This is a genomic window from Thiohalobacter sp. (assembly GCF_027000115.1).
In the GTDB taxonomy this organism is placed as follows: domain Bacteria; phylum Pseudomonadota; class Gammaproteobacteria; order Thiohalobacterales; family Thiohalobacteraceae; genus JALTON01.
Map to the genome: position 1 here is coordinate 43,058 of NZ_JALTON010000017.1, position 23,067 is coordinate 66,124.

The following is a 23,067-nucleotide window of genomic DNA, read 5'->3' on the forward strand; positions in this document are numbered from 1 at the left end:
CAGCCGGCCCGCAGGCAAACGCCGCAACGCCGTATGACGACCCGCTCGCGCCGGGTAACAGGGAGCATTCGGCTCGCGTGGCCCGGATGGCGCGTAGCGCACAAAAGCACTGGGCGCGTTGAACGTCCGCAGGGCGGCCCGAAGGGCGAGCAGAGCCAGTAATCCGAGGACTCGGATCGCCGGGGGAGTCCGGATTCCGGCCCTCCATCCAGGCTCCGGGATCGTCGTGACGTATTCTTGCAAGGCTCGGTAATCCGGATTACCCCACGCCCCGTATCGCTTGCTGCCACAGCGAGTCCCGGCCACAATAACGTTTTCCGGTCAACGCGATGGAGCGGACCCACATGCCTTCCCGAGCGACGGACTGGCTGGCGCAGGCCGAGCGCGATCTGGCTCAGGCCGAGATGTCGGCTGCCAATGGCCTGCATGAATGGGCCTGCTTCGCCGCGCAGCAGGCGGCGGAAAAGGCGGTCAAGGCGCTGCATCTCGCGCGCGGCCAGGAGGCCTGGGGGCACATGGTGGCGAAGCTCCTGGCCGAACTGCCGCTCCCCGTGCCGGAGATGCTGGTCGAGAAGGGCCGGGTGCTGGACAACTTCTACGTGGCGACCCGCTACCCCGATGGCCATCCGGAAGGCGCCCCTTTCGAACACTATGGCCCGCTGCAAAGCGGAGAGGCTGTCGATCATGCCCGTGAGATCATTGCATTCGTCCGTACTCAGATGGCCTGATGCCGGGGCGGTCGAGCGGGCGCTGAACGAGTGGATCAGCCGGCAGGCGGCGCAGCGTCCCGAACTCCTGCGCCTAGGGGTATTCGGCTCCTTCGCTCGCCGGACGGACTGGGGCGTCGGCAGCGACCTCGATCTGGTTGCGGTGGTCGCCGAATCCGATCGGCCCTTTGCCGAGCGCGCCCGGGACTGGGATCTGACCTCGCTTCCCGTGCCGGCCGAGCTGCTGGTGTACACCGAGGACGAGTGGCAGCGACTGATGGCACAGGGCGGCCGCTTCGCCGATACCATGGCCAGCGAAGGGGTCTGGCTGTTCGAGCGCGAAGGTGCTGGCCGCGCTCGTTGAGGGTCGTCTCCATGTGCTGCGGGCGTGAGGTCGGCACAAGCGGGAAAGGTTCACAAATCAGCCAATTGCCCGTGTGTGCAACGCGGGTGGATTGCGTATAATGCACCCCATTGGCGGTGCCCTCGGCCTCGCCGTTGCGTAGGATGGGCAAAGCAAAGCGTGCCCATCAAAAGCCCGGGACAGCCGGGCCGCAGGCCAACGCTGCGACGCCACATGACGACCCGCTCGCCCCGGGTAGTCGCGTAGGATGGGCAAAGCGAAGCGTGCCCATCAAAGAGCCTGGGAGCCGGGCTGGAGGCCAACGCCACATGACGACCCGCTCGTGCCGGGTAGCAGGGAGCATGCAGTACCGCTCGCAGGGGACATTACAATGACAATCTATCCCGTGATCCTCACCGGCGGGGCCGGCAGCCGGCTCTGGCCCGTATCCCGTGAACACTTCCCCAAGCCGCTGCTGCCGCTGGTCGGCGACCAGACGCTGCTGCAGGCGACGGCCAGCCGCCTGGATGGCCTGGACAATGTTGCCGAACCTCTGTTCGTGTGCAACGAGGAACACCGCTTCCTGGTCGCCGAGCAGGTGCAGGAACTGGGCAAGACGCCCACCGGTATCCTGCTCGAACCCGAGGGCCGCAACACCGCCCCCGCACTGACCGTTGCCGCCCTCTATCTCGCCGAGCGCGATCCCGATGCCGTCATGGTGGTCATGCCCGCCGATCACGTCATCCCCGACGCCGCCGGCTTCCGCGGCATGGTGGAGGAGGGTGCGCGGCTGGCCGAGGCCGGCCACCTGGTCACCTTCGGCGTGGTACCCACCCGCGCCGAGACCGGCTACGGCTATATTCGCCGCGGCCAGGCCATCGACGGCAGCGGCGGCTTCGCCGTCGATCGCTTCGTCGAGAAGCCCGATCTGGATACCGCCGCCGCCTATGTCGAGTCCGGCGAATACCTGTGGAACGCCGGCATCTTCGTCATGCGTGCCGACCGCTGGCTGGAGGAGATCGGCCGCTTCGAAGCGGACATGCTCGCCGCCTGCCGCGAGGCCGTGGCCACGGGCAAGCGCGATACCGACTTCTGCCGCGTCGGGAAGGATGCCTTCCTGAACTCGCCCGCCAACTCCATCGACTACGCCGTGATGGAACGCACCGACCGCGCCGCGGTCGTGCCCATGAGCGCCGAGTGGTCCGACGTCGGTGCCTGGTCGGCCATCTGGGACATCCTGCCCCGCGACGAGCGCGGCAACGTCACCAGCGGCGACGTGCTTACCCACGAGGTCGAGAACTCGCTGATCATGGCCCAGAACCGCTGCGTTGCCGCCATCGGTATCGACAACATGATCGTGGTCGAGACCCCGGACGCCATCCTGGTCACCACCCGCGACCGCGCCCAGGACGTCAAGGCCATCGTCGGCCAGCTCAAGGAGGCTGACCGCGACGAGTACCGGTTCCACCGTCGCGTGTTCCGGCCCTGGGGCGACTACGAGGGCATCGACATGGGCGAGCGCTACCAGGTCAAGCGCCTGACCGTGAAGCCCGGCGCCTCGCTGTCGCTGCAGATGCACCACCACCGCGCCGAGCACTGGATCGTCGTCTCCGGCACCGCCCGCGTCACCTGTGGCGACGAGGTATTCATCCTCTCCGAAAACCAGTCCACCTACATCCCGCTGGGCACCAAACACCGGCTGGAAAACCCCGGCACCATTCCGCTGGAGATCATCGAGGTGCAGTCGGGGAGCTATCTTGGGGAGGATGATATTGTGCGGTTTGAGGATGTGTATGATCGCGTACCCGAATAGCGGCAAGGGCAGGCCATGTCATCCGAAGCGCAACTGAGCCATGTCGAAGCACTCGCCCGGCGTCTCCGGCCGGTATTCGAGGATCGTCCCGACATCGAGGCGGTCTTTCTGTTCGGTTCCCATGCCGAGGGCCGCGCCCGCCCCGACAGCGACCTGGACCTGGCGCTGGTTGGCCCCCGGGACAGGCTGGAGAAACAGAAGCTCGACCTGCTCGCCGACCTGGCGCGCGCCGGCTTCGACCGCGTTGACCTGGTCCTGCTCGACGGTGCCGATCCCGCCCTGCGCTTCGAGGCGGTACGACCCAACTGCCTGGTCCATGCGCGCCCCGACTTCGATCGCGGCAGCTACTATTCGCTCGCGCTGCGGGAATATTTCGATTTCGAGCCCTATCTGCGAGTCCAGCGCGAGGCCCTCAAGCGGAGGTTGGCTGGTGGTCAGGCCTGAAGTGATCCGTCGGCGGCTGGAGAATCTCGATGGATATCTCAAAATTCTCGAAGGTATGCGCCGCTACTCGCTGGAGGAGTTTCTCGCCGATCCCGAGCATTACGGGAGTGCCGAGCGCTTTCTTCAGCTGGCCATCGAGACCCTGCTGGACATGGGCAATCACGTCATTGCCGAAGAGGGACTGGGCACGGTCAACCAGAGCCGCGACATTCCGCGCATCTTCAGGGAACGCGGCTTGATCGAACCCGAGACCGAGGAAAGCTGGATCCGCATGATCAGTTTCCGCAACATTCTGGTACACGCCTATCTGGAACTGGACCGGAGGCATGTGCATGAGATCATCCAGAATCACCTGGATGACTTTCGGGCAGTTCAACGGGCCTTCGCGAGGTTTCTGTGAATTTTCTTGATGGTGGAACTGCGGGGCGCATCATCTCCCACGAGGCACTCGGCAACCAGTTCGAACACTGGATCGTAGGCTCTGTTGCCGCGCAACTGAGCTGCGGCGACGAGGTGTTCATCCTCTCCGAAAGCCAGTCCGCCTACATCCTGCTGGGCACCAGACACCGGGTGGAAAACCCCGGCACCATCCCGCTGGAGATCATCGAGGTGCAGTTGGGGAGTTATCTGGGGGAGGATGATATTGTGTGGTTTGAGGATGTTTATGATCGGGTGACGGGATAGCTGGGTAGGGTGGTCATGTCGTCTGATGCGCAACTGAACGACGTCGAGGCACTTGCTCAGTGTCTCCGCCCGGTGTTTGAGGATCGTCCTGTCATCGAGGCGGTGTTTTTATTCGGCTCCCATACCACGATTCGCGTGCGTCCCGACTTCGATCATGGTGGCTACGATATCCTTGTGTTGCAGAGGTGTTTCGATTCTGCGCCCTATCTGGGTGGTCAGCACGAAGCGCTCAAATCAGGATATTCTGTTTTTCCGAAAAGAGGCGGAAGCGGGCCAGTTTATGGTGACGACCACTATGCTTCTAAAATGATGGTGTTTTGTGGGTCGGCGGTGCCGATGATCGCGGGATGTGATAATAAGCCTGGAAAACCCTTTTACCCCAAGCGCAGGTAGGACAGTCTTGGGTGGTGCCACCTTCGACCGCGTTAGCATTAGGTTGCTTGGTGGCCTTTAGTGAGTGAATCCCATGATGAATACGAAACCACAATCGACCAACCCTGATGAGCTTTTCTTGTCACTGGTTCTTGTTACGAGAAATCATGAGTGTGGCATTTCCACGGTTCTTCATGAGGCGGTGCAATTGCTAGACAGCTTGGTGGCTGACTATGAAATTCTGGTAGTAGACAACGCCTCAGAGGATCATACCGTAAATACAATTCGTGCCAATTTAGATAGTCTGCCCAATATCCAAGTATTGGGGATCGCAAAGCGTATCGATTTTGATGCCGCTGCTTGGTTAGGTGTTGAACAGTCGATCGGAGACTATGTTGCCGTCCTTGACTCTCGCGCGGACGAAGTCAGCTTTATTCCGGCTTTACTGAAAGAGGCCACGCAAGGCGCCGATGTCGTGTTTGCCTACAACAGAAATCATCCGGCTCGCCCATTTCTGTACCGACTCGCGTCTGGTTTGTTCAGGCGATTATTTAGAGCGATCGCGAAGGTCGACCTTGAAAAAGAAGCGCCCCGATATCGCCTCATCAGTCGCCGTGTTGCACAGTATCTCATGCAGCATCGGCAGCCAGTAGCGGCGTATCGCTACCTCCCGGCAACTGCCGGTTTTGTCCGTAAGAACTTGTCATACCACTCGGCAGCCAAAGGAGTTTTTGAAGACAAAATCGGATCTGCTATAGACCGCGCCCTGAAGCTGATAACTGCTTCGAGTAAAACCCCTCTCCGAGTTGTCGTTGGATTGACGAGCATAGGCGCCACCATCAATCTCGCTTACGTGCTGTACGTGCTCTTGATCGCTATTCTAAAAGAAGAGGTCGAGCCAGGTTGGATTACCTTATCTCTTCAGCAGTCAGGCATGTTCTTTCTCCTGTCTGTCGCCCTCTTGGTTCTAAGCGAATATGTGCTTTATATCGTGTCCTTAGTAGAAGATAAACCAAGCGCGCTAGTGAATCAGCAGTTTACAAGCGCCAACGTCCCTCGCTTCGATCGACTTAATATAAAGGACATCAAGGCAGATTGATCAGGCCCTCAATTGTTGGGGCAATGGAATGAGTAGTTGGAGGAGGTGTGTCGATGGAATGGGACGCGTTGATTATTGGTGGAGGGTTCTACGGGTGCACTATCGCGCTATATCTTGCTGATGTCTACAAGTTCGATCGGGTTCTCGTTGTCGAGAAAGAGAGCGATATTTTAAAGCGCGCGTCTTTTGTCAATCAGGCACGGGTTCATACTGGCTACCATTATCCCAGAGATTTTACTACGGCCTTTCGGAGTCGGGCCAATATGCCCAAGTTTGTTGCCGACTGGCAGGATGCAATAAAAAAGGATTTTAGGAAGCTCTACGCGATAGCTCGTTCTGGCTCGTACATATCATCGAAGCAGTTTGCGGCTTTTTGCGAAAAGATTGGCGCGGAGTTGGCTGCGCCGCCAAGCCATATTAAAAGTTTATTCAACGATCGATTGATAGATGATGTTTTCCAGGTTACAGAATACGCATTCGACGCGGCTATAATCAGAGAGATAATTCGGGAAAAGATGCATCGAGTTGGTGTGGCCTTACAGTGTCAGGCGCCTGTTGAGGGGGTATCCATTGACGGGGATGGTACTTTTGTTGTGACCATTTCGAGCGAAGATGCATCGCCAACATCGCAGTACTCCAGCAAGCGGGTCTTTAACTGTGCATATAGTGGTATCAGTCAAGTCAGAAGCATGCCGAGTTCCCGCAGAGTTGCGCGTAAACATGAAATTACCGAAATGGCCCTCATAGCGCTTCCTGGAAGCTTAGAAGGGCTATCCGTAACCGTTATGGATGGCCCCTTCTTCTCTGTTATGCCTTTTCCCAGTAGCGGGTTACATTCCCTTTCGCACGTCCGCTACACGCCGCATTTTGCATGGGTCGATCGCGAAGACGTGGATCCGTATTCGTTGTTGGAGGAGTATCGTAATCGTTCTAATTTCGGGAAGATGATTCGCGATGCGGCGCGTTTTGTTCCGGCACTAAGAGATGCTCGCCATATAGAATCATTGTTCGAAATCAAGACCGTTCTCATGAGTAACGAGAACAACGATGGCCGACCGATCCTCTTTCAGCAGCATGTGCAGGCCCCGGGTTACTTTGAGATAATGGGGGGCAAGATTGATAACATCTATGATGTTCTCGATCGTATCGATAAATGTTTCATGGAATGTTTATCGATTCCGAAGTCGGGCAGATCTGTCTCTAATATCGGAGCTTTTTGCGGTAATTGAATGTTGTCTGGAGAACTTTCCACATGCATGATGCGACGGCCTTGATCGGGTATTCCGGTTTTGTTGGTACAACCTTACGCCGCCAAACCAGCTTTGATTCTCTCTACCGTTCCACAAATATTGAGAGCATTAGAGGTGGGCGCTTCTCGATGGTGGTTTGTGCGGGGGCTCCGGCGCAAAAATGGATCGCGAATCGAGAACCAGAGGAAGATTCGCGTTCGATTCGTCGCCTTATCTCGGCAATAGATGGTATCGAAGCGGATTGTTTTATACTGATAAGTACGGTCGACGTATTTGCAAACCCTGTCTCGGTGTCTGAAGATGATGAGCCGGATGCGGCCGCGCTTCATCCATATGGCCGCCATCGACTGCAGCTTGAGCGCTTTGTGCGCGATAAGTTCGAAAAGCACCTTGTTGTGCGGTTGCCAGGGCTGGTGGGGCCTGGTCTACGGAAGAATGTTTTGTACGATCTCAAGAATAATAATCAGGTCTCGAAAATAAATGCCGACAGTATATTTCAGTACTACCCAATGGTGAACCTTTGGGCGGACATTGGAGTGGCATTAAGGCATAATCTTTCTCTGGTTCATCTGACTTCAGAGCCGGTTCATACCGGGGCCCTTGCGCAAGACGTATTCTCAATCAACCTTCCGGCACCGGCGCAGCCAGGGCCGCGCTACGACTTTCGGACTATGCACGCGAAGCTCTTTGGGGGTCAGGGAAACTATCAATATTCTTTGAAAGAAGAACTTCTTGCGATTCGATCTTATGCTCAGTGTGGTGAGGCATGAGCAGGAGGTCGCTCTGTTGACAGAAGCTACTAGACAGATGAAGTTGTCTATTTCCAATATTGCTTGGTCGCCGGCCAATGACAGTGAAGTGGCTCTTCTCCTCAACAGAGAGGATGTCCATGCTATTGATATTGCGCCAGGCAAATATTTCACTGATTTTCCCAATGTCAACCTAGAGGAGGTCAGTCGGGTCAAGACTTGGTGGAATGCGCGTGGCATTGAGATCGTGGGAATGCAATCGTTGCTTTTCGGGGTCAGTGGGCTCAATGTTTTTGGTGATATGCAGACACGGCGCCGCCTCCGCCAGCATATGAAGGGAGTATTTCGGATCTCGTCAGAACTTGGCGCACTGCGGCTCACGTTTGGCTCCCCGAAAAACCGGGATCGGAGTGGGCTTTCAGATGACGCCGCTTTAGATATTGCCGCTGAGGCTTTCCTAGGTATGGCTGAGGACGCCCGCTCGTACGGAGTAACGTTGTGTCTAGAGCCCAATCCGGTGTTGTATGGATGTAATTTTTTAACAAACACAAGGGAGGTTGCGGAGTTTGTGCGTCTGCTAGATCATCCTGCCCTCCGGTTGCAGCTCGACATAGGGGCGATGTGCATGAATAATGAGAGTCCCTCGTTGATTGAGGAAGTCATTGATTTGGTGGGGCACATACACATTAGTGAGCCACACCTGCGCGTTCTAAGCTCACGGTCAAGCTTTCACCAAGCAGTCTTCTCAGTCCTCGAATATTTAGGGTGGGGTGATTTCGTTACGATAGAGATGCTTTCATCGGAGAGCGCGACGGAATTGTCGGATGTATCGAATGCCTTGCTCGCGGCTAAGGCATATCTTGCGCAAGAGGTATAACCGGCACAATGCTCAAATGGGTTGTTTTGGTGGTCGGAATCGGCGCCAACGCTGGCGCTAGTATTTTGATAAAGATCGCCGTGAGTCGCATTGAGACCCCTGGAATCTCATGGCTGGATATCGCCTTATCGCCCTCTTTGGTGGTGGGGCTGATTCTCTACGGCATCACTTTCGCAGCGTATGCTTTGGCGTTAGCTCATCTGCCGCTTCACGTGGTTCATCCCGTTTTGACTGCCGGCGCTATTGCAGTGGTTGCCGCGTCATCGGTTTTCGTTTTCAACGAATTCGTGAGCCTTCCAGTTCTGATCGGAATCATGCTGGTGTCCCTCGGAGTCATACTGATTACGATAGGCACAAAGCAGTAACACGGATAGGTATGCGCGAGATGCCGAAAGCACCCGAATGGGATCTTCCAGATCACACGATTTATCAGTATAGGGCCTGCAGATCCGCCTACATGCTGTTAATCCCTGTTATAAACGAAGGGGAGAGGCTGGTAGCGCTGCTATCTGAGATCGGCAAGCTGGGGTTGCAGGATCAACTCGATGTTGTCATTGTTGATGGGGGAAGCACTGACGGTTCCACAAGTGAATCCGTACTTCGCGGTGCCGGCGTCCATGCGCTGATCGTAAAACGTGGCGTCGGGAAGCTTGGTGCTCAGCTGCGTTGCGGCTATGCCTATACCTTGCGTAACGGTTATTCAGGGGTGGTCACGATCGACGGGAACAACAAGGACGATCCGTCTGCGGTTCCCCTGTTTCTGTCTGCACTAGAGCAAGGCGTCGATTTCGTGCAGGGATCTCGCTTCGTCACGGGGGGGCGGGCGATAAATACGCCCCTGACGAGGACTGTTGCAATACGGTGTATTCACGCGCCGGCATTGCGCATCGCTTCGGGCTTCCCATGGACAGACACGACACAAGGCTTTCGGGCATACAGTAGGAAACTTTTGGAGTCCGAGAGTGTTGCGATATTCAGGGATGTATTTCAAGAATACGAGCTATTGTTCCACCTTTCATACATTGCGCCCCGACTAGGATTTAGATGTTGTGAAGTTCCCACAACAAGGCGTTACCCGCCCGGAAAGGTGCCGACCAAGATCCATGGCCTATCAGCCAACCTGAAGCTGTTGCGCACACTATGGAACGCATGCACGGGCAAATATCATGTTAAAGACGGCGAATGACCGGACCTATTTTGTTGCGGCAACAGTGTCAGCAGGGGGTCTTGTATTTTCTATGGCGGCTTTCGCCCTTGGGAAATATGTCAGTGCGATCGCATTTCTGCTGTTTGGATCCCTGTTTGCCGTAATAGGTTATCGAAGGGGGTGGTGGGACACTGACCAAGAGGACCAGCATACTCAGCGAGACTTGGCCACGATCGCGTTCCTGTATGCTCTCTTTATCGCGATAGTAATATTCAAAGCACATGTGCTTTCCTTCGTCTTTGATGGATTTCCCTATGATGGGCCGTTCCAATCGTTCAATCCATTACGGAGGCTCCATCAGGGTGAGCTTCCGTACATAGATTTTCATTATTTCCATGGGACGTTTCTTCCGGTCCTTATGTGGCCAATTTTTGAATTCCTCGGTGCGAACCTGTACGCATCAGAGATGTCGCGACAAATTCTCGATTTGGGTGTTTTCTGTGCGGGGGTGTGGGTTTGCGGTCGACTACTGTTTTCGGTGAGGGAAGAGCGGCATCTCTTTTTCGTCGGATACCTCCTTATCATCATTAGCAACACTGTCCTTACGGACTTACAGAATCCGCTATTCAGCATTCATGCGCAGATTACTCGCGCTGCACCACAATTTCTCGCTATGGTCGCCGGCTATGTCGTGTTCTCCGAGGTCTTCTCCGGGGCGTCGATGTTTCGTCAGGCGCTTCTCGCGTTCGCTTTTGGTGGAATCACTGCCCTCGCGGTCCTGGTGACTAATGAACAAGGAATTTATCTTTTTGCTTCGCTGCTCGTAGTTGTTGGAATTCGCGTCCTCCGTGCGGCGCGAGCGACTGAGGCGTTCGTAATATTTGCGGCGATTATTGGTAGTTTTGGTCTGTGCTTGGCTGCTGCTGAGTGGATGGCTGACGGGCAGGGGCCACTCTATCAGCTTAAACAGGTTGCGCGCGACCAAGTCTGGTACTTTGGTACATTTCCGAACATTTTCCTGACTGGGCTGGATGATTTGGCGGAGGCTGAAGGTATATATAAGCTCCCGCGCGCTATTGCCCGTTTGATGTTTGCCATTATCATACTATGGTTGCCAATTGCCTTGTCAGGATCTATCAGGCTAACGGCACGCGGCGGCGCGCTGATTGGTGCCATATCGTACGGAATATTTGCGCTCGGCTCGCTTACTGGGTATTTCGGCCTTCACTATTTCGATCCATTACTGCGCGCCCTAATCCTTGCGACCGCCGTCTGCATTCTCACATATCGCAGTTTGGATGCTGGTAGCACAATAAGCGTGGTGAGGCCATTTAGCGCCGTGCTTCGGTTTTGGGTGTCCCATTCCAGACCGCTTCTTCTGTCTGTTTCTGGTTTGTCGGTCGTAGCGGTTATGTGGACTGCCAAACCGTGGGCGCTTGCAGAACTGCTTCGGGATGCGCAAAGGCTTCCGGTCGATCCCGTTCTTGGGGTAAAGCTTCCCGACGATCGCGCCCCCTTGAACTCGCGGTGGTCGGAACGGCTCGATGCAGTAGTTGGGCGGGCCATACTGCGGGGGAAGGGCGTTGTTCTGCCACAGAGATCATTCTCTGCTCCAACTGCTGCAGGCGTTGAAGGGCCGTTTCGGAATGGGCTGTTGCATGTTGCCTGCCTGACTGCCAACCAACTGCCCGCAGTCGCTATCGCCCCAGGAAATGTTCTCCGAGTTTTTAGTGGTGAATATCGCCATGATTTCTCCATTCTTCTATATGACTATATCACCAAACAGATATGCGTCGAACTCGCAGATGGCGGTGCAACGAACATCCTGATCCGCGCGCGGGAGCAGAACCGGATACTGACTGCGCACCTCGTCTCGGATTCGGCGCTCAGGCGCCGAGAGGCCCTTGTCGTAACCACAGACTTCAATGAAACCGGCTCCCACAAGTTCAATGGCATCTATGGAGATCGGGCGGCCGTTATATTGAAAGTTGAAGGCAAGCGCCAATTGGTGACCCGGGGTTACTTGCCGCAGCCTGGCGAAAGCCTCCGTTTTCCCTATTCCGGTGAGCGGCAGGTAAAGGCGGTATACTCGACTGGTTATGTTGAGTTGGATTCGGGAAATCTCGACCCCTATTTGGATGGCTATCCTCAACCTATTGCTATTAACGGCAAGAGCCCGAAGTATACATCCAGGGACCCGGCTGCCTCGTTTTTTGAAGCTACAGTCCGCTCAGTAAATACGCTGCTGTTGATGAGTCCCGGGGATGCACGCCGAATTGGCGTGGGCGAAACAATAAAGGCGCGGTTTGCCAATCGGTGGGCTAAGGTCAAAAACAAATCATCACTAGGGATTGTGGCGCTGGATGGCTATTATCCTGCTACCACGAATGCTTGGCTTTATCCGCTAAATTATTGGGTCGAGTGGGTTGGCGCGAGTAATGACTGGCGTTATGACAAAAAGGAAGGAGCAGGGATGTCCCTTGATGTTCCGGCGGTCTGGTCACTGTACTCGGGAATTCCAGATGCGATCGTCGGGAGCCTAAATCCAAGTGGAGTTGATTATGTAATCCACGCGCTTGGAACCGCCCGTGGGAAATATCCCGAGGAATTTCGAGCGGTAAGACCTGAGTGGTTTGTGACTCTTCGATCGATGCCATCACCTATTTATAATCGCTGGCTGCTCAACATGAACTGGTCGTTAATCCTCGACGCGTTAGCGAGCTATGATGTCTCGGCCGCGACTCAGTATGCTGTATACTGGAAGCGCCGCGACGAACCTCGTTCGGTATCCTTTGGGTTGGAAAGAGAACTCGACAGCGGGATTGTCACTCGGGAAATAGCGGGTTGTAGAGCGAGAGGTGATACCCGCTATCTTAATGTTACAGTCGACTACACCACGGAAAACCGCTTGAGGAATATTCCGGTTCTTGGGCGACTGCCGCGCTATCTTGTGACAATGGAAGGTGCTGTGTTTGGTGTACCTGTCTCTGTTCCGCCATATGAGACATCTTTCAGCTTTCCTGTCCCGTTCAACTGCGAGCAAGGCCAAGGACATTTCGTCGGCAAAGTAATGGGGCTAGGGAAAGGGTTCGCCTCGTTCAATATACGAAAAGTCTCCGTCAGGCCGATTACTAGCCATTATGCTCAGCTGAATGTGCTCTTTATGCGCGACGAGCGTTCGCGGCGCCCACGAGTTGCAAGCTGGGGAAAAGCTCTCTCGGATGTCCTGCTTCCAAAATCCAGTTGATCCGTTGCGCTAGCGCTAGCGGCTGACTCGCCTTCTACTTTCTTGCAAAAGGCGCGCCTTGTCCACGAATTACAAACCGGCCTACGTGCGTTATGCCATATTCCTGGCATTTCAGGGGTGGCATCAACTAGTCGGCCGTATTGTGCTTCTGGGGGCTTTGTTGTTTATAGCATCCCAGGTGGGACCAGAGGAATTCGGCAGTCTGCAGGTCGCGATCGTCTTCTTTTCGCTCGCGCTCACAGTGAACGATGCTGGGTTCGCGCCGCAAATTATCAATTTGGTCACCCCGAGGCAGCATATCCCTCGGGTGCTGATTTCAGTGAAAATATACTGGTCACTATTCGCGACAGTAGCAATGTTTATTGTCTTCTCGATCGCCTACGGCGACGCTTCTTTGGGATTGCGCTTTCTTGTTCTTATTGCAGCGTTACTCGTATCCCTTTGTTCGTTTTTCTTGGTCTGCCTTCGGGGTCTTGTGCTGCACCATATAGAGGCCGCCTTTGCGTCAGTCCAGCGAATCGGTGCGGCGCTGCTCGCATCAACGCTAGTTGTTGCGCTTGGCGAGGTGAGTGCGTACTTCATTGCGATGGCTATAACAGCGGCGTTGGTTTTGGCGTTGATCTGGCGGTCACTTACAAAGGGCGGCCTTGTCTCCAACGCCCCCTTGGTGATGCGTCGCTTCCCGGTAGGGTATCTGTTGCTAATCGAAGTAGGGACGTGGGTATATTCCAGGATTGATTTGATAATACTTGAGCATTGGCATGGGGAGGCGACTGCTGGGCAGTATGGGCTGGCTTATACCGTGTTCAGTGGGCTTGCGGTTACTTCCGTGGTACTGGTGGCTGTCATGTATCCTGAGGTTGTCTCAAGAACTGGCGGTTCTCGGGCGCGCGCCATCAAAATATCTTGTTTCGCACTGTCTATTGTCGGAGCTGCGGTAACAGGGATGGTCATGACCGTCGGAGATCGGGTGATTTCTATAGTGGCTGGTGGGGAATTTCAGTCAGCAGGGGAATTTCTTGTATTGTTGGCGCCGGGCTATCTGGCTATGTTCCCCAACGCACTACTTAGCCAAGTAGCGATACTTCGAGGGCGAACCCGAGAGTTGTCGTTGGTTATTGTGTTTGTAGCGTGCGGTAATGCAGTGGCAAATTATGTTTTTGTGCCCGACTATGGTGCCGCGGCCGCTGTTTGGATTACGGTCGCCACGGAGTTTTTCCTTGTGGGGTTCAGCTTGATATTGGTAGGCGCCATGGCGGCGACTTCTGTGCCCAATGAGCGATAGCAAAATTCTTGAGATAGCGGGACGGCCACTGCGTATAGGAGTGGATGCGCGGGCGTTGTGCCGGCCGACGGACGGTATTGGTCGATACCTTAGGGAGATTTTGCGGCATGTTGCCAAGATACAACACGAGTGGATCTTGTATACCCCAACGAGGACAGACGCAATAATCGACTTACCGAACGTGACGATCAAAGGCGCGCATAGACGAGGGATGAACCGTGTAGTTCAGCAGGTTTGGGTGCAATCAGTGCTGCCGGTGTGTGCTTTTCGAGATAATGTCGATGTATTTTGGGGGCCGAGTCACCGGCTGCCGATCGGCTTGCCTCGATCAATCGCAACGGTCGTCACAATTCACGATCTGGTCTGGCGGCATGCGCCCGAGACCATGGCAAGATTCGCGCATACAATGGAAAGATTGCTGATGCCGGCGGCCATCAGGCGGGCTGATCGCATTCTTGCAGTGTCCAGTCATACTGCAAAAGACATAGGTACGGAGTACCCAAGTGCAAGCGGGAAGCTCATGGTTACGCCGCTGGCAGCTACTGTTGTGGGTGATTGTGGCGAAGACGTTAACCACTCTAGGCCTTTCGGGCACCGATATGCGCTCTTTGTTGGAACACTGGAGCCGCGCAAGAATCTGAGGCGGTTAATACAGGCATTTTCGCTCATCCAACCGCGCTTGCATTTTCCGATGAAGTTAGTCATCGCCGGCGCAAAGGGATGGGGTGGGGTCGAATTAGAAGGAATGATCAAGAAGCTGGGATTAGAGGGTGAGATAGTGCTTATGGGACGAGTTGATGATTCTAAGCTATTCAGTCTGTACCGCCACGCGGAGATGCTCATTATGCCCTCGCTATATGAGGGCTTTGGCTTGCCGGCCGTAGAGGCAATGAATGCGGGGACACCCGTTATTGGCAGTAATCTGGCATCTCTACCAGAGGTTATCGGGCGCGGGGGACTCTATGTCAATCCATTTTCGGTAGAGTCTATCGCAGACAGAATACTCGAACTGGCGAACGATGAACGGCTTCGAGCCGCTCTCGCCAAAGCGGCTAAGGATCAGGCCAGGCGATTTAGTTGGGATCGGACGGGGATGCTCACACTACGTGCTATCAACTCGGCATGGATGACGAGGCGTGGCCTAAAGGTGCAGGCTAGGGGGATCGGTGAGAAGGATGGTTATAGATAGCTGCTGCTCCGGTGCAGACAGAATACGAATTCTGCACGTATATCGCACCTATTTTCCGGATCCCCCAGGCGGTCTTCAGGAAGCCATCCGACAGATTGCGCTCGCAGTGTCCCGCATGGGTGCAGCTAGTAAGGTTTTTGCGCTGTCACCATGCCCTGTTCCGAGGTCATTAAATCGGCCGGAGGGGATAGTGGTCCGATCTCGGTCCTGGGTTGCTCCGGCATCCTGTGATATCGGAGGTCTTGATGCATTCAGGACGTATGTAGAACAAGCTGTGTGGGCAGATGTCCTCCATTTCCACTTTCCGTGGCCTTTCGCCGATGTGATGCGGCTGGTTGACCGAACTTCAAAGCCTGCTGTCATGACCTATCATTCGGATGTTGTGCAAAAGGGGATTCTCGATCTTATCTACCGACCGGTGATGCGGCGAATGCTCCGGAACATGGACACTGTGGTAGCGACGTCGCCGGCGTACGCTGGCACTAGCCCAGTTCTGATTGAGAGTAGTATCCGCAGGAAGCTCAAGATTATACCGTTGGGGATTTGCGAAGAAAGTTATCGTGACTATGTTGCTCAGTCCCAAAGAGTCGACCTCAAGCGCAGATTCGAACTTACTCCAGGCATGTATATGTTGTTCGTCGGAGTCCTTCGTCCATACAAGGGGCTCGATAGTCTCATTGAGGCTGCGGAAGGAACGGGAATTCCCTTGGTAATTGCTGGAGCTGGCCGGGAGGCGCGGCGATTGCGGGTCATGGCCGAGGGTGCTGGAAATATCCGGTTCGTGGGTCCGGTGACCGATGCAGAGAAGATAGCTTTGATTCGCGGCTGCCGCGCGCTGGTGCTCCCCTCGCATCTCAGGTCGGAGGCATTCGGAATGGTGCTGGTTGAAGCGTCCATGTGTGGTAGGCCCATGATCAGCTGCGAGATCGGTACAGGGACGTCCTTTGTCAACAAGCACGGGGAGACGGGGCTGGTCGTGCCACCCGGGTCACCCGAGAGGCTGCGGGAAGCGATGTTCTCCCTCTTGGCGGACGCAGACCGTGCCGAGGAGATGGGGCAGGCTGCCCGGAGACGGTATGAGCAACTCTTTTCGGGGGAGGCGCTTGGTCGCGCCTATATGGACCTTTATCGGGGCGTCCTCAATGGTTGACAGGGCCACTCCCCCATTCAAGTCAAACGATCGAGACGAAAAGGCGGGTGCGACTAGTACGGCCGAATTGCCGGCGCGACATCGAGCGCAAGCGCCAGCGGGCATGTAGGATGGTTTCGGGTACACTCGCCTTCATTGTTGCTCTGGGGCTTGCGCTAGTGCTCGCGCACCCGCTAGCACCAATTAGGATCATGGATGCTCCCAACGAGCGGTCACTCCATGTGCGCCCGGTACCTCGAACGGGAGGTGTCGCGATCGTGTTCGCCACCTTGGTGGGGGGTATTTACACAGTTGCTGGAGGAAGGGTAGAGTTCAGTGCCGGCTTCGGAACTGGGGCGCACGGGTTTGCGATGATGGTGGTATGGGGGGGCTTGGCAGTTCTGGCAATTGTGTCTTTCTTCGATGATGCGCTGAGCCTGGCGCCACTCTGGAGGCTGCTCGTCCAGATTGGCGTCGCGGCCGCCATAGTAAAGGCCGTGGCGGATCTCGGGGTGTGGCAAACGGCTTTTGCAGTGTTGTTGATGGTCTGGATGGTCAACCTTTACAACTTCATGGATGGCATGGATGGTTTTGCGGCAGGTATGGCGGTCGTCGGCTTCGGTGCCTTGTCTGTCGTCGCTAAACTTCAGGGCGCCGAGGCGCCTGCCGAGGGATGTGCCATTGTTGCCGGCGCGGCGCTGGGATTCCTGTTTATCAACTTCCCACCAGCGCGCCTGTTCATGGGAGACCTGGGGTCCACTCTGCTGGGTGCTCTGGCGGGATTGATGCTACTGGTGTTTCACCAAGAGGGCATTCTGCCGGTCTGGCTGGGTATCCTCATCTTTAGCCCTTTCGTCGTTGACGCAACCGTCACCCTCATCCGACGAGTCCTCCGAGGCGAACGCTTCTGGGAGGCCCACAGGCAGCACTACTACCAGCGCCTGGTTCGGCGCGGCTGGGGCCACCGGAAAACGGTTTTGGCTGAATACGTGCTGATGGCCCTGACCGCATCATCGGCGGTCATCGCCAATGGCTTGCCGCTGCGGTTGCAATGGGCGATCATCGGCGTCTGGGTCCTGATCTACGCGGTGCTCATGTACGCCATCGACCGCACCGAGCCCAAGGAGAATGAAGCAGCCCCTGTCTGATCGTTGGCGCAACCCCTACCTGGTCTTCGTCCACGACCTGGTGATGGTGCCGCTCGCCTGGCTGGGGGCCTTCTGGCTGCGGTTCAACCTGGGGCCGGTCCCGGCACCCTATCTGGATGCGGCGCTGCACTGGCTGCCCTGGATTACCCTGATCCAGGTCGCCTGTTTCCGCTATCTTGGCCTCTACCGCGGCCACTGGCGCTTCGCGTCTATGCCGGACCTGATCCGCATCGTGCAGGCGGTGGCGGTCGGAACCGTGGTCAGCCTTGTGGTCATTTTCCTGTTTACGCGCCTGGAAGGCATGCCGCGCTCGGTCTTCCCGCTGTATGCACTGCTGCTCACAGGGCTGCTCGGCGGTCCCCGCTTCCTCTACCGCTGGATCAAGGACCGGCGCCTGTACCTGGGCAGCGGAAAACGGGTGCTGATCGCCGGTGCGGGCCGGGCAGGCGAGATGCTGGCCCGCGACCTGGTGCGTGATCCGGAACACCGACTGGAACCCATCGGCTTCGTCGACGACGACCGGCGCAAGCGGGGCATGGATATCCATGGCATGCCGGTGCTCGGGCCCTGCGAGCGTATCCCCGAGCTGGTGGCCGACCAGGGGGTGGAGCTGGTCATCCTAGCGCTGCCCTCGGCGCGGTCGCGGCAGATCCGGCGCATTGTCGAGTATTGCGAGCAGGCGGGGGTGCCCTTCCGGACCCTGCCGCCGGTATCCGACCTGGTCGCGGGCCGGGTGACGGTCGATGCGGTCCGCGAGGTGTCGATCGAGGACCTGCTGGGCCGCGATCCGGTGAAGCTGGACCAGCAGGCCATCCATGCCGGCCTGTCAGGCAAGCGGGTGCTGGTGACCGGCGGCGGCGGCTCCATCGGCTCGGAGTTGTGCCGGCAGATCGCACTGATCGGCCCCGCCGAGCTGATCCTCTACGAACAGAGCGAGTTCAATCTTTACCAGATCGAGCTGGAACTGCGCCAGCGCTTTCCCGCCCTGAACATCCAGGCCGTGCTTGGCGACGTGGCCGATCCCGTCGCGGTCGAGCGGCTGTTCGCGCGTTTCCGGCCGCAGGTGGTGTTGCACGCCGCCGCCTACAAGCATGTGCCCATGCTCGAACAGCAGGCGCGCGAGGCGGTGACGAACAACGTCTGTGGCACCAAGACTGTGGCACTGGCGGCCGATCGCCACGGCAGCGAGATGTTCGTGCTGGTCTCCACCGACAAGGCGGTGAACCCGACCAACATCATGGGGGCCAGCAAGCGCATTGCGGAGATCTTCTGCCAGAACCTGAACGCGCGTTCGGGTACCCGCTTCGTCACCGTCCGCTTCGGCAACGTGCTGGGCTCGGCGGGCAGCGTGGTGCCCCTGTTCCGCGAGCAGATCCGCGCCGGCGGCCCGGTCACGGTCACCCACCCGGACATGCAGCGCTACTTCATGACCATTCCCGAGGCCTGCCAGCTCATCCTCCAGGCCGGGGTCATGGGGCAGGGCGGCGAGATCTTCGTGCTGGACATGGGGGAGCCGGTGAAGATCACCTACCTGGCGGAGCAGATGATCCGCCTGGCCGGCCTCGAACCCGGCGAGGACATCGAGATCCGCTTCACCGGGCTGCGCCCCGGCGAGAAGCTGTTCGAAGAACTTTTCCATGAAAAAGAACAACTTGAGAAAACATCTCACAGCAAGATCCTGCTCGCGCAACATCGCGCTTGGGATTGGGATAGACTGATTCGGCTGTTCCAGGACATGGAAGACGCCTGCCGGGCCTTCGACGAGGACCGGATCCTGGAAGGGGTGAAGACGCTGGTACCTGAACTGAACCGGAAACCGGCCGACAACAGCAAGATCATTGCTCTGGAATCGAGGCACAAGGCATGAAGGTCAAGGTCAAGAAAGCCGTATTTCCCGTCGCGGGCATGGGGACCCGCTTCCTGCCCGCCACCAAGGCCAATCCGAAGGAGATGCTGCCGGTGGTGGACAAGCCGCTGATCCAGTATGCGGCCGAGGAGGCCATCAGTGCCGGCATCGAGGAGCTGGTGTTCGTGACCAGCATGAGCAAGCGCGCCATCGAGGACCACTTCGACAAGAATTACGAACTGGAGTCCGAGCTGGAGCGGCGCGGCAAGGACAAGCTGCTGGAGTTGGTGCGCGGGGTGGTGCCCGAGGGCATCGCCTGTGTCTATGTGCGCCAGCCGGAGGCGCTGGGTCTGGGCCATGCCGTGCTCTGCGCCAAGCCGGTGATCGGCAACGAGCCCTTTGCGGTCATCCTTGCCGACGACCTGATCGACGGCGAGGGCGCAAGCTGCCTGAAGCAGATGGTGGATGCCTTCGAATACAACCGCTGCAGCCTGCTGGGCGTGGAGGAGGTCCCGCCCGAGGAAACCGACAAGTACGGCGTGGTCAAGTCCGCGCCCATCACCGACGGGCTGAACCGGGTCAGCGAGATCGTGGAAAAGCCCAAGCCCTCGGAGGCGCCCTCGAACCTGGCCGTAGTCGGGCGCTACATCCTCACGCCGCGCATCTTCCACCACCTGGAGCACACGCCGCGTGGTGCCGGCGGCGAGATCCAGCTCACCGACGCCATCGCTGCCCTGCTGAAGGAGGAACAGGTGATGGCCTACCAGTTCCGGGGCACCCGCTACGACTGCGGCAGCAAGCTGGGCTACCTGATGGCCACGGTCGAGTACGGCCTCAAGCACCCCGAACTGGCCGCGGAGTTCGGGGACTACCTCACCGGGCGCTTCTGCGAGGCCGGGGCGGGGAAGAAACAGGCTTCGGGCTGAACGGGAAAGGCGCGCGAAGCGAGCAATCCGGGAATTGCCTTTACCGTAACCAGACACACGAAGGGCCGGTCATTGACCGGCCCCTTGCATTGCGAATCTGGCTCCCCGGGACGGGCTCGAACCGCCGACCTAGTGATTAACAGTCACCCGCTCTACCGACTGAGCTACCGGGGAATTGCGAGGCGCAGATCATACTGAAGGGTCCCCGGGGGGTCAACCTCGAAGACGCGCGCAAGTGGCCGAAAGTTGGAGCAAAGCCGGGGCGGGGGGGCTGGAACCGCGGTGGCGGATTCAGTCCCGTTCCAGCAGGAAGGCGCGCAACCGCGCCACGGCCTCCCGCAGCACCTCCAGCGAGGTGGCAAACGACAGCCGCATGTGGCCGGGGGCGCCGAAGGCAGAGCCGGGGACGAGGGCGACGTTGGCCTCCTCGATCAGCCGCTCGGCCAGGGCTACATCCGATTCCAGGCCCCGGGCCGCGATCGCCTCCTGGAAGCCGGGGAAGACGTAGAAGGTGCCGTCGCCGCGCGGGCAGCTCACGCCGGGCAGGGCGTCCAGCGCCTCGACGAGGTAGTCGTGGCGTTCGCGGAAGGCCTGGCGCATGGTCTCCACGCAGCCCTGGTCGCCGTCCAGCGCGGCCACCGCCGCCGCCTGGGACACGGAGGCCGGGTTGGAGGTGCTCTGCGACTGGATCTTCTTCATGGCCTGGATCAGCGCCTTCGGGCCGCCGGCATAGCCGATGCGCCAGCCGGTCATGGCGTAGGCCTTGGACACGCCGTTGAGCACGATGGTGCGGTCGTACAGGTCCGGGCAGGCATTGAGGATGTTCACGAACGGCCCCGCGTCCCAGCGAATGTGCTCGTACATGTCGTCGGTGGCGACCAGTACGTCCGGGTGCCCGCGCAGCACCTCGCCCAGGGCCGCCAGCTCATCCCGGGTATAGGCCATGCCGGTGGGATTGGAGGGGCTGTTGATGACCACCAGCCGGGTGCGCGGGGTGATGGCCGCGGCCAGCTGCTCGGGGGTGATCTTGAAGCGCTGTTCGAGGCCGGCCTCGACGATCACCGGCCGCCCGTCGGCCAGCAGCACCATGTCCGGGTAGGACACCCAGTAGGGCGCGGGAATGATGACCTCGTCGCCCGGGTCGAGCAGGGCCTGGGCCAGGTTGAAGAAGCTCTGCTTGCCGCCGCAGGAGACCAGGATCTGCTCCGGGGCGTAGTCCAGGCCGTTGTCGCGGCTGAACTTGCGGATCACCGCGGCCTTGAGTTCCGGCGTGCCGTCCACGGCGGTGTACTTGGTGGCCCCGGCGCGGATGGCGGCGATGGCGGCCTCCTTGATGTGATCGGGGGTATCGAAGTCCGGCTCGCCGGCCCCCAGGCCGATGATGTCGCGCCCCGCGGCCCGCAGCTCGGCGGCCCGGGCGGTGACGGCGAGGGTGGGGGAGGGCTTGATCCGGGCGACGCGCTGGGCGAGGGTGAGGCTGTCCAAGTGGGTATCCTGACGGTTTCAGCGGTTTCGGGTGCAAACGGCGTGCAATAATACTGCAAGGAGCGCCCCCGGCGCAGCATCAAATGTCAAGGAATCCGCCGACGCGGGGCCTCCGGCCCCGGTACCCGCCCGCAGCCATGAACAAGCCACTGCAGATTGCCACCGATCTCGAGCCCGCCGGCGACCAGCCCGCGGCCATCGAGGCCCTGGTCGACGGCCTGGAGAGCGGGCTGGCGCACCAGACCCTGCTCGGGGTCACCGGCTCGGGCAAGACCTTCACCATCGCCCATGTCATCGAGCGGGTGCAGCGGCCGACGCTCATCCTCGCCCCCAACAAGACCCTGGCCGCCCAGCTCTACGGCGAGTTCCGCGAGTTCTTCCCGCACAACGCGGTGGAGTATTTCGTCTCCTATTACGACTATTACCAGCCCGAGGCCTATGTGCCCTCCTCGGACACCTACATCGAGAAGGACGCCTCGGTCAACGAACACATCGAGCAGATGCGGCTGTCCGCCACCAAGGCCCTGCTGGAACGCAAGGACGCCATCATCGTCGCCACCGTCTCCGCCATCTACGGCCTCGGCGACCCGCGTGCCTACCTGAGCATGGTGCTGCACCTGGTGCGCGGCGAGCAGGCGGACCAGCGCCGGATCCTGCGCCGGCTGGCGGAGCTGCAGTACACCCGCAACGACGTCGAGCTGCATCGCGGCACCTACCGGGTCCGCGGCGAGGTCATCGACATCTTCCCAGCCGAGTCCGAGCGCGAGGCGGTGCGGATCGAGCTGTTCGACGACGAGATCGACGGCATCGCCTGGTTCGATCCGCTCACCGGCGAGATCCTGCGCCGGGTGCCCCGCATCACCATCTACCCCAAGACCCACTATGTGACTCCCCGGCAGACGGTGCTGGATGCGGTCGAGCAGATCAAGCGGGAACTCAAGGCGCGGCTCGAACAACTGCGTGCCAATGACAAGCTGGTCGAGGCGCAGCGCCTGGAGCAGCGCACCCAATTCGACATCGAGATGATGCTGGAGCTGGGCTACTGCAACGGCATCGAGAACTACTCCCGCTACCTGTCCGGCCGCCAGGCTGGCGAGCCGCCGCCCACCCTGTTCGACTATCTGCCGGCCGATGCGCTGCTGGTCATCGACGAATCCCATGTCACCATCCCCCAGCTCGGCGGCATGTACCGCGGCGACCGCTCGCGCAAGGAAACCCTGGTCGAGTACGGTTTCCGCCTGCCCTCGGCCCTGGACAACCGCCCGCTGCGCTTCGACGAGTTCGAGCGGCTGGCGCCGCAGACCATCTTCGTCTCCGCCACGCCGGG

At 58.4% G+C, this 23,067-nt stretch carries 21 protein-coding genes, 1 tRNA gene and 1 pseudogene; 21 read left to right on the forward strand and 2 right to left on the reverse strand.

All coding sequences use genetic code 11. The features are described 5' to 3' along the window. Window positions 1-344: 344 nt before the first annotated feature. The 20 genes and pseudogenes from MVF76_RS02595 (at window position 345) to galU (ending at window position 20,255) form a co-directional block, all read left to right on the forward strand. The gene (locus MVF76_RS02595; protein ID WP_297527226.1) at window positions 345-728 is read left to right on the forward strand and encodes a HEPN domain-containing protein; all 384 of its coding nucleotides are present in this window, start codon (window positions 345-347) and stop codon (window positions 726-728) included. Continuing rightward, window positions 685-1,071: a nucleotidyltransferase domain-containing protein gene (locus MVF76_RS02600; RefSeq protein WP_297527227.1), complete on the forward strand. Its 387-nt coding sequence runs from the start codon at window positions 685-687 to the stop codon at window positions 1,069-1,071. The genes MVF76_RS02595 and MVF76_RS02600 overlap by 44 nt, the downstream gene beginning before the upstream one ends. 370 nt (window positions 1,072-1,441) lie before the next feature. Beyond that, window positions 1,442-2,863 (forward strand): mannose-1-phosphate guanylyltransferase/mannose-6-phosphate isomerase, encoded by a 1,422-nt coding sequence (locus tag MVF76_RS02605; RefSeq protein WP_297527228.1) that lies wholly within the window; start codon window positions 1,442-1,444, stop codon window positions 2,861-2,863. A gap of 15 nt (window positions 2,864-2,878) precedes the next feature. Continuing rightward, entirely contained in the window at window positions 2,879-3,307 is a 429-nt protein-coding gene (gene mntA, locus MVF76_RS02610; protein WP_297527229.1) for a type VII toxin-antitoxin system MntA family adenylyltransferase antitoxin, read from the forward strand. Further along, complete coding sequence (gene hepT / locus MVF76_RS02615) at window positions 3,294-3,707, forward strand: type VII toxin-antitoxin system HepT family RNase toxin (protein ID WP_297527230.1); 414 nt, start codon at window positions 3,294-3,296, stop codon at window positions 3,705-3,707. The genes mntA and hepT overlap by 14 nt, the downstream gene beginning before the upstream one ends. Before the next feature lie 59 nt (window positions 3,708-3,766). Next, window positions 3,767-3,991 (forward strand): annotated as a pseudogene (cpsB, locus tag MVF76_RS02620) (mannose-1-phosphate guanylyltransferase/mannose-6-phosphate isomerase); the annotation flags it as partial. Window positions 3,992-4,006: 15 nt separating this feature from the next. Then, window positions 4,007-4,384: a hypothetical protein gene (locus tag MVF76_RS02625; RefSeq protein WP_297527231.1), complete on the forward strand. Its 378-nt coding sequence runs from the start codon at window positions 4,007-4,009 to the stop codon at window positions 4,382-4,384. Between the two features lie 73 nt (window positions 4,385-4,457). Further along, window positions 4,458-5,462, forward strand: coding sequence for a glycosyltransferase (locus tag MVF76_RS02630; RefSeq protein WP_297527232.1), 1,005 nt, complete (start codon window positions 4,458-4,460; stop codon window positions 5,460-5,462). 53 nt (window positions 5,463-5,515) lie between these two features. Then, a complete protein-coding gene (locus tag MVF76_RS02635; protein WP_297527233.1) occupies window positions 5,516-6,691 on the forward strand; it encodes an FAD-dependent oxidoreductase in 1,176 nt (391 codons plus the stop codon). A 23-nt stretch (window positions 6,692-6,714) separates the two neighbouring features. After that, window positions 6,715-7,482: a hypothetical protein gene (locus tag MVF76_RS02640; RefSeq protein WP_297527234.1), complete on the forward strand. Its 768-nt coding sequence runs from the start codon at window positions 6,715-6,717 to the stop codon at window positions 7,480-7,482. Between the two features lie 16 nt (window positions 7,483-7,498). Further along, entirely contained in the window at window positions 7,499-8,338 is an 840-nt protein-coding gene (locus MVF76_RS02645) for a sugar phosphate isomerase/epimerase family protein (protein ID WP_297527235.1), read from the forward strand. An 8-nt stretch (window positions 8,339-8,346) separates the two neighbouring features. Continuing rightward, window positions 8,347-8,703, forward strand: a complete 357-nt coding sequence (locus MVF76_RS02650; RefSeq protein WP_297527236.1) for a hypothetical protein — start codon at window positions 8,347-8,349, stop codon at window positions 8,701-8,703. Window positions 8,704-8,723: 20 nt separating this feature from the next. Further along, the gene (locus MVF76_RS02655) at window positions 8,724-9,524 is read left to right on the forward strand and encodes a glycosyltransferase family 2 protein (RefSeq protein WP_297527237.1); all 801 of its coding nucleotides are present in this window, start codon (window positions 8,724-8,726) and stop codon (window positions 9,522-9,524) included. Then, entirely contained in the window at window positions 9,505-12,732 is a 3,228-nt protein-coding gene (locus tag MVF76_RS02660) for a hypothetical protein (protein ID WP_297527238.1), read from the forward strand. Before MVF76_RS02655 ends, MVF76_RS02660 begins: the two co-directional genes overlap by 20 nt. A gap of 58 nt (window positions 12,733-12,790) precedes the next feature. Beyond that, window positions 12,791-14,017, forward strand: a complete 1,227-nt coding sequence (locus MVF76_RS02665) for a hypothetical protein (RefSeq protein ID WP_297527239.1) — start codon at window positions 12,791-12,793, stop codon at window positions 14,015-14,017. Then, window positions 14,007-15,206 (forward strand): glycosyltransferase family 4 protein, encoded by a 1,200-nt coding sequence (locus tag MVF76_RS02670; protein ID WP_297527240.1) that lies wholly within the window; start codon window positions 14,007-14,009, stop codon window positions 15,204-15,206. Before MVF76_RS02665 ends, MVF76_RS02670 begins: the two co-directional genes overlap by 11 nt. Continuing rightward, complete coding sequence (locus MVF76_RS02675) at window positions 15,193-16,356, forward strand: glycosyltransferase (RefSeq protein ID WP_297527241.1); 1,164 nt, start codon at window positions 15,193-15,195, stop codon at window positions 16,354-16,356. Before MVF76_RS02670 ends, MVF76_RS02675 begins: the two co-directional genes overlap by 14 nt. A gap of 257 nt (window positions 16,357-16,613) precedes the next feature. After that, entirely contained in the window at window positions 16,614-17,483 is an 870-nt protein-coding gene (locus MVF76_RS02680) for an MraY family glycosyltransferase (protein WP_297527242.1), read from the forward strand. Next, complete coding sequence (locus MVF76_RS02685; protein WP_297527243.1) at window positions 17,464-19,350, forward strand: polysaccharide biosynthesis protein; 1,887 nt, start codon at window positions 17,464-17,466, stop codon at window positions 19,348-19,350. Before MVF76_RS02680 ends, MVF76_RS02685 begins: the two co-directional genes overlap by 20 nt. After that, window positions 19,347-20,255, forward strand: a complete 909-nt coding sequence (galU, locus tag MVF76_RS02690; protein ID WP_297527244.1) for a UTP--glucose-1-phosphate uridylyltransferase GalU — start codon at window positions 19,347-19,349, stop codon at window positions 20,253-20,255. Before MVF76_RS02685 ends, galU begins: the two co-directional genes overlap by 4 nt. A gap of 98 nt (window positions 20,256-20,353) precedes the next feature. Here galU and MVF76_RS02695 read toward each other — a convergent pair. Both MVF76_RS02695 and MVF76_RS02700 read right to left on the reverse strand, forming a co-directional pair. Then, window positions 20,354-20,429, reverse strand: a tRNA-Asn gene (locus MVF76_RS02695). A 117-nt stretch (window positions 20,430-20,546) separates the two neighbouring features. Then, window positions 20,547-21,740 (reverse strand): pyridoxal phosphate-dependent aminotransferase, encoded by a 1,194-nt coding sequence (locus MVF76_RS02700; protein WP_297527245.1) that lies wholly within the window; start codon window positions 21,738-21,740, stop codon window positions 20,547-20,549. A 137-nt stretch (window positions 21,741-21,877) separates the two neighbouring features. Here MVF76_RS02700 and MVF76_RS02705 point away from each other — a divergent pair. Beyond that, window positions 21,878-23,067 (forward strand): DEAD/DEAH box helicase family protein (locus MVF76_RS02705; RefSeq protein WP_297527246.1); only part of this gene is annotated, 1,190 nt, incomplete at its 3' end.